Origin of the sequence: Affinirhizobium straminoryzae, assembly GCF_007004135.1 — a bacterium.
Taxonomy (GTDB): Bacteria; Pseudomonadota; Alphaproteobacteria; order Rhizobiales; family Rhizobiaceae; genus Neorhizobium; species Neorhizobium straminoryzae.
The window spans coordinates 26,575-41,919 of sequence record NZ_VJMG01000072.1; the positions used below are offsets into that span (position 1 = coordinate 26,575).

Genomic DNA, 15,345 nt, shown 5'->3' on the forward strand with positions numbered 1-15,345 from the left:
AAAACGAGCTACCCTCATTGATGATCATCCTTGATCAGATCGTAGAGATCGCGCCTCAGCCGCAGGAATTCCGGATCCTCGCGGGTCAGCAACTGGTCGCGCGGCTTTGGCAGGCGCACGTCAACAATGCGGCCGATCCGGCCCGGATTGGGCTGCAGGCAGACGATGCGATCGCCGAGATAGATCGCCTCCTCCAGATCATGGGTCACGAACACCATGGTGGCCCCCGTTGCGGCGGTCAGTGCCAGAACCTCGTCCTGCAAGGCCTGCCGGGTCATGGCGTCCAGCGCGCCGAACGGCTCATCCATCAGGAGAACCTTTGGCTCCTGGGCGAGGCAGCGGGCAATCTGCAGGCGCTGCTGCATGCCGCCCGACATTTCCGAAGGATATTTGTCGGCATGGCGCGACAGGCCGATCTTGGCGAGAAGATCGCGAATGATCTCTGGTCGCTCGCGCGCCGGGCAACCGCGCGCCTCAAGCGCCAGTGACACATTGCCGGCCGCCGTTCGCCACGGCAGCAGCGCCTTGCCGTAATCCTGAAACACAATGGCAACCGAGCGGCTCGGCCCGCTGACCGGCTGACCGTCAAGCACGATTTCGCCGGTGGTCGGCCGGGCAAGACCGGCCAGCATGCGCAGAAGCGTGGTCTTGCCGCAGCCGGACGGACCGATGATCGACACCGTCTCGCCGGGCGCTATGTCGAGGCTGATGCCGCCGATGATCTGCAGCGCTCCGTAGGAGAGGGTCACGTCGCGAATGCCGATGCGAGACTGCACGGCTGGCGAAGCCTGTTCTTCGTGCGGGCGCGAAACCGAGGGGGACAGGCGCGAAACACTCATGTCAACCTCCCTTGACCATGGCGGCATGCGGGCCGCCACTGCCCTGGGCGAAGCCGAAGGCATTCATCCGCGCGAAATGGGGCATGCTCGGATGTGCCTCGAACCGCACGCGACAATCGATGACCGCCGGCAGACCCGAGGCTGCGGCGCGCTCCAGTGCCGGCGCCAGTTCCTCCTCGCGGCGCACCACCTCGCCATGGCAGGCGAAGCCACGGGCGACCTGCGCATAGTCGATGCCCTCCAGATCGGTGCCGAACGAGAAGTCGTAGGTCTTTCGCTGCCCCATCTGGATGACGCCCCAGGAGGCGTTGTTGTGGATGATATTGATGATCGGCAGGCCATAGCGGCGCGCAGTATCGAGTTCGGCCAGCGTGAAGCCGAAAGCCCCGTCGCCGCAGATATTGAAGACCTGCCTCTCGGGATGAAGAAGCTTCAGGGCAACCGCATAGGGCGTGCCGAACCCGAGCTGGCACATGCCGGGTTCATGGAAGCGGGTTCGCTCCTCCGGCGCAGGCGTCAGGTCATTGCTCCAGAAGGAGGTGTGGCCGCCGTCATAGGCCACCAGCGCATTCTCGGGGATCAGGCGCCCCAGTGCCCGCCCAAGCCTTGCCGGATGCATCACGGCGCCCTCATCCTCGCTCATGCGATCGAGCTTGCCGCAATAGCCTTCATAGACCGCACGCATCTCTCCAAGCCATGCGGAACGATCGGGCATCGTCCTGCCCTCAAGGGCGGCGATCAGGTCCGTCAGCGCATGCTTCGCGTCGGCCCAGATGCCCAGTGCATGGCGTGCATTGGCGCCGAGGCTCATCGGATCGATATTGATATTGATGAGATCGGCCGCACCATTGGTCAGCGCCCCCTGGTCGTTCCAGAGCCAGGAGGAAAAGCGGCAGCCCACGGCCAGCACCAGATCTGCCCTCGCCAGCGCCGCCGGAATGGCATCGCCCCCGATGATGCCGCCCTGGCCGATGAAGAACGGGGACGCGGAGGAAACGAGGCCAAGCCCCATCTGGGTGGTCAGCGCCGGCCCCTGGACCCGCTCCATCAGGGCGCGGAACAGGTCGCCGGCACCCGACGCAACGACGCCGCCGCCGCCGATCAGAACGGGACGCTCCGCCCGGGCCAACCGCTCGGCGGCCTGGAGAATGTCGCCCGCGGCCGGCCGCGGCCCCTCCAGGGTCCGGTAGGCCGAAGGCGGCAACGCCAGTTCCTCTTCCTCGAAATCGAAGCGCGCCGTAAAAATCTCCTGCGGCACATCGAGATGCACCGGGCCGCGCCGGCCGGTCAGCGCCTGGCGGAAGGCCTCGCGCACCAGATCCGGCAGGCGGCGCCCGTCATGCACCACAGCACTCCACTTGGTCAGCGGCTTCAGCAGCGCATGGGTGTCGAGATCCATGAACATGCCGCGATTGGGATAGGACGCGGCATGATGATTGTTGGAGGTGATCAGCAGCAGCGGCAGGCTGTTGTTGAAGGCGGTTCCGAGCCCGCCGACGAGATTGGCCGAGCCCGGCCCCATCTCGCCAAGCGCCACGCAGATGCGCCCGCTCGCCGCCGCAATCGCAGCCCCCATCAGCGGGCCGCTCGCTTCGTGGCGCACGCCGAGGTAACGGATCGACGGCTGGCGCGAGATCGCATGCAGCAGCGGATTGAGCTTGCCGCCGGCAATCCCGAAGACATAGGGAACGCTCTCGGGCAAAAGCAAACGGGTCAGCGCTTCCGCGCCAGTCATCTGGGCCATGATTTTCACCTGTGGATGGACATGGAAGCCGGGGCGAGACCACCCCGGCCATGAAGGCTCAAGGCGCGATCAGCCCTGCCGTGTCGATCTTCGACTGCAGCATGCCGGCATCGCGCATGGCCTTGTCGAAGTAATCGAGGGCGGCCACGGTCGGCACCGTGCGGCATTCCGGCAGCTCGATCTTGTTCAGCACCTCGACAGGCAGGCGCGTATACTTGGAAACGATCTCGCGCGTCTTGTCCGGGCTCGCGGACACGAATTTGGCGGCATCGGCCATCGAGGCGCGGAAGGCCTTCACCGCCTCCGGATTGGCCTTCGCCCAGTCGCGGGTTGCGACGAAGGTGGTGTAGGGCAGGTTTTCCGGCAGATCCGCCATGAAGTTGAATGCAACCTTGCCATTCGACTGGCTGACCGCGCGGCCGAGTGACGGTTCACCTGCAATGATCGCGTCGATCGTGCCGCCCTTCAGCACATCCGCCGTATTGGGGATCGGCACCTCGATGAAGGTCATGGCCTTTTCGGAGATATTCTTCTGCTTCAGCCACTGGCGGAAGAGAATGTCCAGCGTGCCGCCGATGCTGGGCGTTCCGATCTTCTTGCCCTTCAGGTCTTCCGGCGCAGCCAGTTCCACGCCGGAGCGCACAGCAAGGCCTGCGTTTTTGGCGGTGCGCGGCGCCGTGACGCCGCAATTGGCGATCACCACGAGATCGATGCCGCTATCAACCGCCTGCAAGAGCACGGTGGGCGAGACCGAGACGATCTGGTGCGAGCCGGCAACGAGGGCAGCCACCAGGGTCTGGTTCGATCCCGTCGGCAAAAACTCGACCGCCAGACCATTCTTGGCAAATAGCCCTTCGTCCTTGGCAATGAAGGCCGCCTCCACCTCGGCGATGGGCGGCGTGCCGACGGCAATCTTGGTGTCCGCCCAGGCGGAAGCGGTGCTTCCGGCCAGGATGGCTGCAAGCAGAACTGCCCGCTTGAACATGATGTATCCTCCTCTAAGGCTCCTCAACCTTGGCTCCACTATTTTCCGTCGCTTGACGATCATCAATAGACAGAACGGCAGTTCAGCTATAACCACGAGGTTATAACGCTGTTGGGAGGCGGCCATGAATCTGCGAAAGTGGGAGTATTTCCTGAAGGTCGCCGAATTCGGCAACCTGTCGCGGGTGGCGGAAAAGCTCGATATTTCCCAGCCCGCCTTGTCCCGCCAGATCGCGGCGCTGGAACGGGAGGTCGGCGCCCCCCTCTTCTTCCGCAACGGCCGGGGCCTGACTCTGACCCCGGCGGGCGAAATCTTCCGCACCCGCGCCGAAGCCATCCTGGAGGAGATCGCCCGGGTTCCGGGCGAGGTCATGCACGCGGTCGACACGCCCTCCGGCCGGCTCGCCTTTGGTGCACCACCCTTCATGGGACGCATCCTGACGGGCGAACTGGTGGCGAACTATATGGAGGCCTATCCGCATGTGCGGCTTCGCGTGCGCGGCGCCCATTCGTTCCAACTGCGCGAGGCGATCTTCTTCCGCGACATCGACATCGGCATTCTGGCGGCGCCGCTGACGGAACCGGATCTTCATACAGAGCCGCTGCTGCAGGAGCAGCTCTATTTCGTCGGCCCGAGCGACAGCGGCCTGTCACAGGATGTTCCGGTGAGCCTGGAGGACGTCGCCGACAAACCGCTCATCCTCACCCCGCGCCCCGACGGCCTGCGCACGCTGATCGACACCGAATTCGCCAGGATCGGCCGTCGGGCGAAGGTGGCGGTGGAAACGGAATATGCCCCGATGGACGACCTGATCCGGCGCAAGGTCGGCTATGCCATCATGCCCCATTGCGGCATGATCAATTCGCCCCTCACCCAGTTTTCCTGGGCGCCTATCCGCGACCTCTACGTCCAGTGGCTGATCGCCTCGCTGGAAAACGTCGAGCGATCACTTGCGGCACGCCGGCTGATCGAGATGCTGAAGACCTCCACACGCGCCAGCATCGCGGCCGGCCGCTGGAAGGCAACCGCCAGCTTTATCCCATAAGCGATCGACCGGAGAGCGGCGCGTTCCGGATCCGCCCGGCGGTGCTTGCTGGCCGTTGCTTGTATGGCTTCCAACCACACGCCTGCGCCGGTGATCGGGTGACTGGCTGCAGGGAGAGCGTCAGAACGCCTCGCGATAGAGCGCCAGCGCCTCCTCCTCGCCGAGCGCGACCGGGTTGTTGACGAGAAGTCGGGTCTGTTTCATGGCGTCGCGCGCCAGGACAGGCAGCATGTCCTCCACCACACCGACGTCCCGCAAACGTCGTGGCGCGCCGCTGTCGTTCATGAGCCTTTCCATATGCGCGACAAAAGCGTTTGCGCGCGCAGATGTATCGCCCTCGCCCGCAACGCCGAGCACGGCTGCAAGTTCGGCGTAGAGCGGTGCGGCTTCCCGTGCATTGAAACGCAGGACCGGCCCCAGCATCAGCGCATTGGAGAGCCCATGCGGCACGTGGTAGTGGCCACCGAGCGGATAGGCGAGCGCATGCACCGCCGCGACCGGTGCGTTGGCAAAGGCCTGCCCGGCGAGCATCGCTCCCAGCAGCATGCTTTCGCGTGCCTGCCGGTCCGCGCCATTGCGGCAGGCAGGCACCAGATGGGCACCGAGCAGGCGCAGGGCCTCGCGTGCCAGCGCATCCGACAATGGGTTTTTCCGGACCCGGCTGGTATAGGCCTCGATTGCATGGACCATCGCATCAATGCCGGTGGCGGCTGTATGAAGTGGCGGCAGGCCAAGAGTAAGCTCGGCGTCGAGCAGCACGAAATCGGCGTAGAGCTGCGGCGCGACCACACCCATCTTGGTGGTTTCGCCGGTCGTGATGATCGAGATGTTGGTCACTTCGGAGCCGGTTCCTGCAGTGGTGGGTACCAGCACCAGCGGCAGGCGAGGTCCCCTCACTTTGTCGATGCCATAGATGTCGGACAGCGGCTGTTCGGACACAAGCAGCACTGCCACCAGCTTGGCGATATCGAGCGACGAACCGCCGCCAAGCCCGACGACGATATCGACCCCGGCCTGCCGGGCGGCGGCGACGCAATCGGTGACAACCTGCTCGGGAGGATCGGCGACCACGGCATCGAACACCGCCACGCGAAATCCGGCCTGGTCCAGTCCCTCGACAATCGGCGCAACCAGCCCGGCCCGCACGAGCCCCCTATCTGTCACCAGCAGGACATTTCGGGCGGCAAAGCGGCCGCAGAGCATGGTACCAAGCCGTCCGGCACCACCCCACTCGACCTGAAGGGCAGACACCGTGCGAAATTCGAAGGGGTTGATCATGAGGGCTCCTCCCAATCTGCGTCTTGCCAGGCTTCGGATATCGAAAAGGTGAACCGGCATCACGACTGTCACGACACGACAAATCTTCACGCTTCGCCACGCAAAGCAAGCCCGGTTTCATGTCCACCTGCCGGTCTGCCGTTCAGATATAAAGCCGAGGCCGGGAAGGAAAACACGGCATGTTGCCGGACACAGAGCCTGCAACAACCGCCTTCGGACGCCCCAGTCGGAAACTTCCCTTCATTACGCTCTTGTAATTGGTATTTTTTCGGACTTGTGATTGGTTTGTCGTCTGTTCGTCAGGCAGCGCGGCTACTTGACGTCCACCGGATGCGCTTGCTTGCGGCGCGCGAGGTTGCTTCACCCCACGCATGAGCGGTCATTGATGAGAACACGTACCAAAATCGTCCTGTTCGGCCTCGTGGTTGCCGCAGCAGGGCTTGTCTATGCCGCGCAGCAGCCGCAGGTGAAAACGATGGTTTCCGGCTGGTTCGGCGTAAAGCCGGCAGAGCGACAAGGGGCGCGTGATCGCGCCATTCCGGTGGTTGCCGCGCCCGCCACCATCGTGGACGTCCCCGTCTATTCCATGGGCGTGGGTACCGTTCGGCCCGCCAATTCAGTGGTGGTGCGGGCACAGGTCAGCGGCCGCATCGCCGAAATCCTGTTTCAGGAGGGGCAGGATATCCGCAAGGGCGAGATCATCGCCCGGCTGGACGACGCCCTCTACCGGGCGCAGCTCGATCAGGCCGTTGCGAAGAAGGCGCAGGATCAGGCGCAGCTGGACAATGCCGTGGTGGAGTTCGAGCGCCTGCAGCGACTTGCCGGAAATTCCGCCACCACGCAGCAGCAGGTGGACAATCAGCGCGCGCTGGTCGCCCAGTACAAGGCGCAGGTGCAATCTGACCAGGCGGCGATCGAAGCTGCGCAGGTGCAACTCGACTATACCACGATCCGCGCGCCGATCGACGGGCGCACCGGCATTCGCAATGTGGATGTCGGCAATATCGTTTCCAGCGGCGATTCAAATGGCATCGTGACCCTCTCGCAGATCCAGCCGATCACCGTGGTCTTCTCCGTACCGCAGCAGGATCTGGCCCGCGTCAATGCCGCGAGCGCCAGAGGGCCGCTCAGCGTGGATGCCTTTGCCGATGACGGCAAGACGGTGCTGGCCAGCGGCCGGCTGACCGTTGTGGACAACCAGGTGGACGCGACCACCGGCACGGTGAAGCTGCGCGCCGAATTTGCCAACGAAACGCTGGCGCTGTGGCCCGGCGCCTTCGTCAACGCCCGTCTTCTCGTCGAAACGAAAAAGGGCGTGCTGACGGTACCGTCGGCCGCAGTGCAGCGCGGCCCGGGCGGCACCTATGCCTATATCGTCGAGAACGACGATACTGTTCACATAGAGGCCATCGAGGTGGCAATGCAGGATGACCGCATGGCGGTCATCGCCAAGGGACTGAAGGATGGCGACCGGGTGGTCACCACGGGCTTTGCAAGGCTGCAGGATGGCGCGCAGGTGCGCGTCTCCACCCCGGAGGAGGCCGATCCCTCCAGAATGGCCGTTCCGCTTTCGGATGAAAGCCGCTCACAGCGCCGCAAGGGCGGCGGCAACAGGAACAACCAGAACAAGCCGGCATCCGGAGACCACGCCCCCCAGCACGGCCAGCGGCCGGAACCCGGTGCTCCGGCGCAGGAGGGGGGAGAACAGAGCCCCGGCCACCACCGGCAGAACGGTACCCCTCCTTCGGCCTCCACACCGCCGGAGGCTGGTGGCGGCGACACCCGCAAAGCGGCTGACGCAACGAAATGAGCATCTCCACCCCCTTCATTTCACGGCCGGTGGCAACCTCTCTTCTCGGGGTAGCAACCTTGCTCGGCGGACTGCTCGGCTTCTTTTCGCTGCCCGTCGCGCCGCTGCCGCAGGTGGATTTCCCGACCATCCGCGTCACGACGCAACTGCCGGGCGCCGATCCCGATACCATGACCGCACTCGTCACCGCACCGCTGGAGCGACCGCTTGGACAGATTCCGGCGATTGCGGCGATGACGTCCTCCAGCGCCTTCGGCATCAGCCAGATCACGTTGCAGTTTAATCTGGACCGCGACATAGACGGGGCGGCGCAGGATGTGCAGGCCGCCATCAACGCTGCCGCCGGAAGCCTGCCGAAGGCGCTGCCTTACCCGCCGACCTACGCCAAGGTGAACCCGGCCGATACCCCGATCATCACGCTGGCGCTGCATTCGGATACCTATCCGATCCGCGATCTCAGCGATTTCACCGACACCGTGATGTCACAGCGCCTCAGCGAAGTCTCCGGCGTCGGCGACGTCCGCGTGCAGGGAGGCGTCCGGCCCGCCATCCGCGTGCAGGCGGATCTGACGCGGCTGGCGTCCTACGGGCTTTCGCTGGAAGACCTGCGCAGCGCGATCTCCAATGCCAATGTGTCCGGCGCCAAGGGCGCGGTGGACGGCACCTACCAGTCCTTCACACTTTCGGCCAACGACCAGATCCACGACCCCGAAGTCTACCGCCAGACGATCATTGCCTATCGCAATGCCGCCCCGGTACGGCTGAAGGATGTGGCCGATGTGGTCGAGGGGCTGGAGAACAGCCGGGTCGGCGCCTGGTATCAGGGCCGCCCCGCCGTCATCGTCGACATCATGCGCCAGCCCGGCGCCAACGTGATCCAGACGGTGGAGGATGTGCGCCGCCAGTTGCCCCGCCTGAAGGCCGCCCTGCCGGCCGGCGTCTCGCTCGACATCGTCAACGACCGTACCGAAACCATCCGTGCCTCGATCCACGATGTGCAATGGACGCTGGTGCTGTCCATCGCGCTGGTCATCCTCGTCGTCTTCCTGTTCCTGCGCACGCTGACGGCCACCATCATCGCCGGCGTCGCGCTGCCTCTGTCTCTCATCGCCACCTTCGGCATCATGTGGTTTGCCGGCTTCAGCCTCGACAACCTGTCGCTGATGGCACTTACCATCGGCACCGGCTTCGTGGTGGACGATGCGATCGTGATGATCGAAAACATCGCGCGCCATATCGAGGAGGGCGAGCATCCGATGCAGGCGGCGCTGAAGGGTGCCGGCGAAATCGGCTTCACCATCATCTCGCTGACGGCATCGCTGATTGCCGTCTTCATTCCACTGCTCTTCATGACCGGCATTGTGGGGCGCATGTTCCGCGAGTTCGCGCTGACGCTGACGATTGCCGTCGTTGTCTCTGCCGTCATCTCCCTGACGCTGACGCCGATGATGTGCGCGCGCATCCTGCGGGCGCCGAAGGAGCGCAATTCGGGTCTTCTCGGTCTCACCGACCGCTTCATGGACTGGATGAACGAGGGCTACCATAAAAGCGTGGTCTGGGCGGTGAACCGCGCCTGGCTGATGCTGTCCCTGACGGCCATTACGCTCGGCGTGACGGTGGCGCTTTATCTGGTGATTCCCAAGGGTTTTCTGCCGGTGCAGGATACCGGTCTCATCACTGCCGTTGTCGAGACGGAACCGACCAGTTCCTTCGACGCCATGAAGGCCACGCAGCAGACCATCGGCGACCGGCTGCGGCAGGATCCGGCGGTGGAAAGCGTGATTGCCGTGATCGGCACCAGCGCCAGCAACCTGACACTCAATACGGCAAGCTACACGATCGTGCTGAAGCCGCGCGAAGAGCGAGACAGGTCGGCAACGGACCTGATCGAGCGCCTGCGTGCACGCGTCGACGGCATTCCTGGCGTGCGCGCGACCTTCCAGAGCGTGCGCGACATCTCGATCAGCATGCGCGCCAGCCGTGCGCCCTACCAGTACACGCTGACCGGCACCAATACCGCAATCGTGGCCGGCTGGGCGGACAGGCTGGCCCGCCGGCTGCAGGCCAATCCGCTTCTGGTCGACGTGACCTCGGAAGTCGAAATGGGTGGCGGCCGTCTCGCCATCGAGGTCAATCGCGAGACGGCGGCCAGGCTTGGCGTCTCGATGCAGGCAATCAGCGACACGCTCTATGATGCCTTCGGTCAGCGGCAGATCAGCACGATTTACGGGCAGGCGAACCAGTACCGCGTTATTCTCGAGGCGGCAGCGCGCTTCCAAGGCGACCCGAAGGCGCTGGAACAGCTTTATGTGGAAGGCGCCAGCAATGCCATGGTGCCGCTGAGCACCGTGGCGACGGTGCGTTTCACGACAGGACCTCTGGTCATCAGCCGCAGCGAGCAGTTTCCGGCGGTCACGCTGAGCTTCGATCTCGCGCGCGGCGCCTCGCTCTCCGAAGCGGTCGATGCGATCAAGGCCGCCGAAAAGGAGATCGGCATGCCGGCCTCCATCCAGCGCCATTACAGCGGCGATACGGAGGAATTCGACCGGTCGCTGGCTGGTGAACCCTGGCTCATCCTTGCAGCGATCATCACCATCTACATCGTGCTTGGCCTGCTCTACGAAAGCACCATCCACCCGATCACGATTCTCTCGACCCTGCCATCCGCCGGCGTCGGTGCCCTCCTGGCGCTGATGCTGTTCGGCCAGGATCTGTCGATCATCGCCCTGATCGGCATCGTGCTCTTGATGGGCATCGTGAAGAAGAATGCGATCATGATGATCGACTTCGCACTCGATGCGGAACGGCAGGACGGGCTTTCGCCACGCGATGCCATCGTCAAGGCGGCCGCCCTGCGTTTCCGCCCGATCATGATGACGACGCTTGCCGCCCTGTTCGGCGCACTTCCTTTGGCCCTGGCGCAGGGCACCGGTGCCGAGCTGCGCATTCCGCTCGGCATTTCAATCATTGGCGGCCTGCTGCTCAGCCAGTTGCTGACGCTCTATACGACGCCGGTGATCTATCTGGCGCTGGACGGCCTGCGTGCGCGCGCAACGGGACGCGCAAAGGCACAAGCCGGTCAGTCGGGCAAGCCCGCATGAATATCTCCGGCCCCTTCATCAGCCGTCCGGTCGGCACCACGCTTCTCGCCATCGGCCTGATGCTGCTGGGGCTGGTCGCCTATCATTTCCTGCCGGTATCCAGCCTGCCGGCCGTGGATCTGCCGACCATCCGCGTTTCGGCCAGCCGCCCGGGGGCGGACCCGGAAAGCATGGCCTCCAGCGTGGCCGCCCCACTGGAACGTCATCTCGGCGCCATTGCCGGCGTTACCGAAATGACATCGACCAGCGGGCTCGGCACCACCAACATCTTCCTGCAGTTCGACATTGCCCGCAATGTCGACAGTGCCGCGCAGGACGTGCAGGCCGCGATCAATGCCGCGGTGGCCGATCTGCCGAGCGACATGCCGGGCCTGCCGTCCATGCGCAAGGCGAACCCCGCGGCAGCACCGATCCTGACGCTCGCCCTGACATCCCCGACGCTCCCGGCCAGCGCCATCTTCGATGCGGCCGATACGGTCGTCGTCCAGCGCATTTCGCAGGTAGAAGGGGTTGGCGATGTCAGCGTCAGCGGTGCCGACCAGCCGGCCGTGCGCGTCCGCCTCGATCCGGATCGTCTGGCGGCCTTCGGCCTTTCCGCCAATGATGTGCGCAATACGATCGTGAACGGCAATGCGCTTGCCCCGATCGGCGCGATCGACGGCCCGAACGCTTTCTATGCGCTGTCCGTCAATGCGCAGCTCTTCCGCCCGGAGGATTACGGCCAGCTGATCATCCGCTCCGGAGATGGCACCGCAACGCGCCTTGCCGATATCGCGACGGTGGAGGAAGGCGTCCGCAATCGCCGGTCCGATGCCTGGTTCAACGGCAAGCCGGCGGTTCTGCTGAACATCACCAAGGCGGCCGATGCCAATGTCGTCTCGACCGTCGATTCGGTGCGGGCGCTGATCCCGGAACTCAAGCAGCTGATCCCGGCCGGCATCGAGATCAACGTGCTGAACGACCGCACGACCACCATCCATGCCAGCGTCGAGGACATGCAGTTCACGCTGCTTGCCACCATCACGCTGGTGATGGCGGTGGTCTTCGTGTTCCTGCGGCGAGTGGTGCCGACGATGGCGGCCGGCATGACCGTTCCCCTCTCTTTTGCCGGCGCCTTTGCCGCCATGTGGCTGACTGGCCTGTCCATCGACAATCTGTCCCTGATGGCGCTCGCCGTTGCGAGCGGCTTCGTGGTCGACGATGCGATCGTGATGATCGAGAATGTCTATGCCAATCTCGAAAAGGGGATGAGGCCGCTTGACGCTGCCCGCGAGGGGGCAAGGCAGATCGGCTTTACCGTCATTGCCATCAGCGTCTCCCTGATGGCCGCCTTCATCCCGCTGTTCTTCATGGGTGGCGTGGTGGGCAAGTTCTTCCTCACCTTCTCGCTGACGCTTGCCTTTACCATTCTCGTCTCGACCGTCGTCTCACTGACGCTGACGCCGATGATCTGCGGCCATCGGCTGACAGCGCATGATCCGGCCGACCGCGGCAACCGGTTCGACCGCATTGTCGAACACACGCTCGAAGCGACGGTCGCCTTTTACGACCGGACCCTCAGCAGCGTCCTGCATCACCGGTTTCTGGCGGTGCTCAGCACCGTCGCCTGCATCGTGCTGACCGGCTATCTCTATGCCAAGGTGCCGAAAGGCTTCATCCCGCGCGACGACACCGGTTTCGTGATGGGCAACAGCCAGGCCGCAAGCGATATTTCCTATCCGGCCATGGTCGCGCTGCAGCGGCGGGCGCTCGCCATCGTGGAAAAGGATCCGGCGGTGGAGAACATCGGCGCCAGCGTAGGAGGCGGCTTCCTCGGCACCGCCAATCGCGGCCAGATGCAGATCTCGCTGAAACCGCCCGCCGAGCGCGATCCGACCGACGTAGTGATCGAGCGCCTACGGCGGGCGACCGCCGTCATTCCGGGCCTCGACACATCCTTCTTTTCCCCGAGCGACATCCGCATCGGGGCCCGGTCCTCCGATTCCGAGTACCAGTTCACGCTCTGGGATGCCGACTACAACGAGTTGATCACCTGGGCACCGCGCATTCTGGCGCGGCTGCGGCAGGAGCCGCTTCTGACAGACGTCAACAGCGACCGCCAGCCGAACGGTTTGCAGGCGAATGTGGTGGTGGATCGTACCGCCGCAGCCCGTCTCGGCGTCAAGATGAGCGCCGTCGATACGGCCCTCAACAATGCCTTTGCCCAGCGGCAGGTGACGATCGTCTATGGCGAGCGCAACCAGTACAGGGTCATCCTCGAGGCCTATCCTGACTTTGCGAAGGACCCGGAGCATATCCTGAAGATCTATGTGCCCGGCAGCGACGGCACGCAGGTGCCGCTCGGTGCCTTTGCAAGAGTGGAGCGAACACTGGCGCCAATCGGGGTCAACCATCAGGGCCAGTTCCCGTCCGTGACGATTTCCTACAATGTGGGGCCGGAAACCACGCTGTCCCAGGCCAATGAGGCGGTAAAGGCGGCGGTTGCCGGCATGCATCTGCCCGATACGCTGCATGCGGAATTTGCGGGCGATGCGGCCAGCGCCAGCAAATCCTCCGGCAACCAGCCGCTTCTGATCCTCGCGGCGCTGCTTGCCGTCTATATCGTGCTTGGCATTCTCTACGAAAGCCTCGTGCACCCGCTGACCATCATCTCGACGCTGCCATCCGCGGGTCTCGGCGCGCTGCTGGCGCTGTGGGTCAGCGGCACGGAGCTGACGATCGTTGCCTTCATCGGCATCATCCTGCTGATCGGCATCGTCAAGAAGAACGGTATCATGCTGGTGGACTTCGCGCTGGAGGCGGAGCGGACACTGGGCATGCCGCCGGAAAAAGCGATCCACGAGGCCTGTCTCAAGCGCTTCCGCCCGATCATGATGACGACGCTTGCCGCCTTCATGGGCGCGCTTCCGCTGGTGCTGGCCACAGGCCCCGGTGCCGACCTTCACCGCCCGCTCGGCATCACCATCATCGGTGGTCTGATCGTGTCGCAAGCGCTCACGCTCTATACCACGCCGATCATCTACCTGATCTTTGCCCGCTGGTCGGCCCGGTTTGCGCGTGGCACCGGGGCACGTCAGGCCCAAACCGGGCTTTCCGCCGCATCCTCTTGAAAAGTCCGCTGGTCGTGCTCTCAATATGTCCGACAGAGGTACGCTCTCACCCCGTCAACCTTTTGCCGCTCCGCCACTCCGGCGCGCTCATTGATGTGACAGGGTCCCTGTCAACGACCCGTCGCCTCCGGCGCACCGGTGCGTTCATACCGAAGAAGGTCGCCAGGCTGGCAGTCGAGGAAATCGCAGATCCGTTCCAGCGTTTCGAAACGGACGCCTTTCACATGGCCTTTCTTGAGAAGGGAGAGATTGGCTTCCGTGATCCCCACATATTCGGCGAGATCCTTCGACTTGACATTGCGCTCGGCGAGCATGACTCCGAGGCGGACCTGAATGGGCATTTCGGCTCTCCTCAGACGAACTGATCGTTCTCGGCGGCGATCTCGGCCGCTTCAACGAGAACCCCTGCAATCAGCGCAACCATCGCCGCAAACAGGATCGACAGCAGCATGTCGGAACCGATGTTCAGCACCAGACTATGCGTTCCAGCCGGCGAGAGCATGCTGAGCAGCAGGCCGAGCGCTGCGCCTGCCACGGGTTTCAGCAGGGCAGATGCACCGACGCCCAGAGCGAAACCACGAAGGCTGCGGGCGGCATCGCCGGAGAAGATCGCGCCGGCCGCAAAGCATGTGAAACAGCGCCGGGCACACAGCAGGCCGGCAATCAGCGCGCCAAGCGGAAGCATGGCAACGGCAAAGGCGGCCAATCGTGCGGGAAAGCTGATAGCCAGCGGTGGGGTGAGCATGAGGCCGGCATGGCGAAACAGCATGTCGGCGGGTGTCAGGCACCAGTAGAGCAACATCGCCGCCCCCAGCAGGACGGCCACGGCGACGCTGGCTATCGCCATCATCCGGCTCAGACGGCGAACGCGTCCCAGCCGGATTGCGCGGGGATCATCGTGCCTCACAGACATGCTCATGTCCGACATAACCATGGAACAGCTCCTTTAGTATGGCCAAAGCATATCCAAAAATTTCTGTTTTACAATAATATATTTTCGTGAAATGCTCATTTCAGTTCACCGGAGGTTACCCATCGATGTCTCGGATCATCCCACTGACGATCGCCGCTTTCGCGTCGTGTCTCGTTCTCGTGCCGGCCCATGCGGCACCATCAACGTCAAAAGGCTCCATATCGGTTGCGCAGGTCAGCCAGATGTTGAAGGAGGCGCCAACCAATCGCATGGCGCAACAGGTGCTTACCGCTTATCTCGGGGGTGTCGGCGAGGCGGCTGGCATCATGGTCGATCTTGGCGGCGCACCGTGCAAACGGCCATTCACGCTGACGGCGGAAGACGTTCGCAGGACCATGGACACAGCTCCCGCCGGCACGCCAGCCAGCGAGGTGGCCGCAACACCGCTCCTCGTGCGTGACATGCTGGCGCGTGCCGGATGCCACAGCCAGTAAGCAGAACCACCGAACGTTTGCGGCTC

General features: G+C 64.0%; 11 protein-coding genes. 5 read left to right on the top strand and 6 right to left on the bottom strand.

Going from position 1 to position 15,345, the window contains the following annotated elements; all coding sequences use genetic code 11:
• Positions 1–14 precede the first annotated feature (14 nt).
• The 3 genes from FNA46_RS21535 to FNA46_RS21545 are packed head-to-tail and all read right to left on the bottom strand — an operon-like array spanning position 15 to position 3,568.
• Positions 15–839 carry an ABC transporter ATP-binding protein gene (locus FNA46_RS21535; RefSeq protein WP_143127272.1) on the bottom strand — a complete coding sequence of 275 codons (825 nt, stop codon included), beginning with the start codon at positions 837–839 and terminating at the stop codon, positions 15–17.
• Position 840: 1 nt separating this feature from the next.
• The gene (locus FNA46_RS21540; RefSeq protein ID WP_143127273.1) at positions 841–2,583 is read right to left on the bottom strand and encodes a thiamine pyrophosphate-binding protein; all 1,743 of its coding nucleotides are present in this window, start codon (positions 2,581–2,583) and stop codon (positions 841–843) included.
• Positions 2,584–2,641: 58 nt separating this feature from the next.
• Positions 2,642–3,568 carry an ABC transporter substrate-binding protein gene (locus FNA46_RS21545; RefSeq protein WP_185969947.1) on the bottom strand — a complete coding sequence of 309 codons (927 nt, stop codon included), beginning with the start codon at positions 3,566–3,568 and terminating at the stop codon, positions 2,642–2,644.
• 124 nt (positions 3,569–3,692) lie between these two features.
• Here FNA46_RS21545 and FNA46_RS21550 point away from each other — a divergent pair, with 124 nt between their 5' ends.
• The gene (locus tag FNA46_RS21550) at positions 3,693–4,613 is read left to right on the top strand and encodes a LysR family transcriptional regulator (protein WP_143127275.1); all 921 of its coding nucleotides are present in this window, start codon (positions 3,693–3,695) and stop codon (positions 4,611–4,613) included.
• A gap of 120 nt (positions 4,614–4,733) precedes the next feature.
• On the opposite strand, the gene FNA46_RS21555 is transcribed toward FNA46_RS21550, so the two are convergent.
• Positions 4,734–5,888, bottom strand: a complete 1,155-nt coding sequence (locus FNA46_RS21555) for an iron-containing alcohol dehydrogenase (protein WP_425468792.1) — start codon at positions 5,886–5,888, stop codon at positions 4,734–4,736.
• A gap of 388 nt (positions 5,889–6,276) precedes the next feature.
• On the opposite strand from FNA46_RS21555, the gene FNA46_RS21560 reads away from it, so the two are divergent.
• From FNA46_RS21560 to FNA46_RS21570, 3 genes are read left to right on the top strand one after another with little or no spacing between them, the layout of a single operon-like run.
• The gene (locus FNA46_RS21560) at positions 6,277–7,701 is read left to right on the top strand and encodes an efflux RND transporter periplasmic adaptor subunit (RefSeq protein WP_143127277.1); all 1,425 of its coding nucleotides are present in this window, start codon (positions 6,277–6,279) and stop codon (positions 7,699–7,701) included.
• Complete coding sequence (locus FNA46_RS21565; RefSeq protein ID WP_143127278.1) at positions 7,698–10,802, top strand: multidrug efflux RND transporter permease subunit; 3,105 nt, start codon at positions 7,698–7,700, stop codon at positions 10,800–10,802. Before FNA46_RS21560 ends, FNA46_RS21565 begins: the two co-directional genes overlap by 4 nt.
• Entirely contained in the window at positions 10,799–13,912 is a 3,114-nt protein-coding gene (locus FNA46_RS21570) for an efflux RND transporter permease subunit (protein WP_143127279.1), read from the top strand. The genes FNA46_RS21565 and FNA46_RS21570 overlap by 4 nt, the downstream gene beginning before the upstream one ends.
• A 110-nt stretch (positions 13,913–14,022) precedes the next feature.
• Here FNA46_RS21570 and FNA46_RS21575 read toward each other — a convergent pair whose 3' ends face one another.
• Positions 14,023–14,253, bottom strand: a complete 231-nt coding sequence (locus FNA46_RS21575; protein ID WP_143127280.1) for a helix-turn-helix domain-containing protein — start codon at positions 14,251–14,253, stop codon at positions 14,023–14,025.
• 11 nt (positions 14,254–14,264) lie between these two features.
• Positions 14,265–14,825, bottom strand: coding sequence for a DUF2975 domain-containing protein (locus tag FNA46_RS21580; protein ID WP_246103267.1), 561 nt, complete (start codon positions 14,823–14,825; stop codon positions 14,265–14,267).
• A gap of 125 nt (positions 14,826–14,950) precedes the next feature.
• On the opposite strand from FNA46_RS21580, the gene FNA46_RS21585 reads away from it, so the two are divergent.
• On the top strand, positions 14,951–15,319 hold the full coding sequence (locus tag FNA46_RS21585) for a chlorophyllide reductase (RefSeq protein WP_143127281.1): 369 nt from the start codon (positions 14,951–14,953) through the stop codon (positions 15,317–15,319).
• Positions 15,320–15,345: the final 26 nt, after the last annotated feature.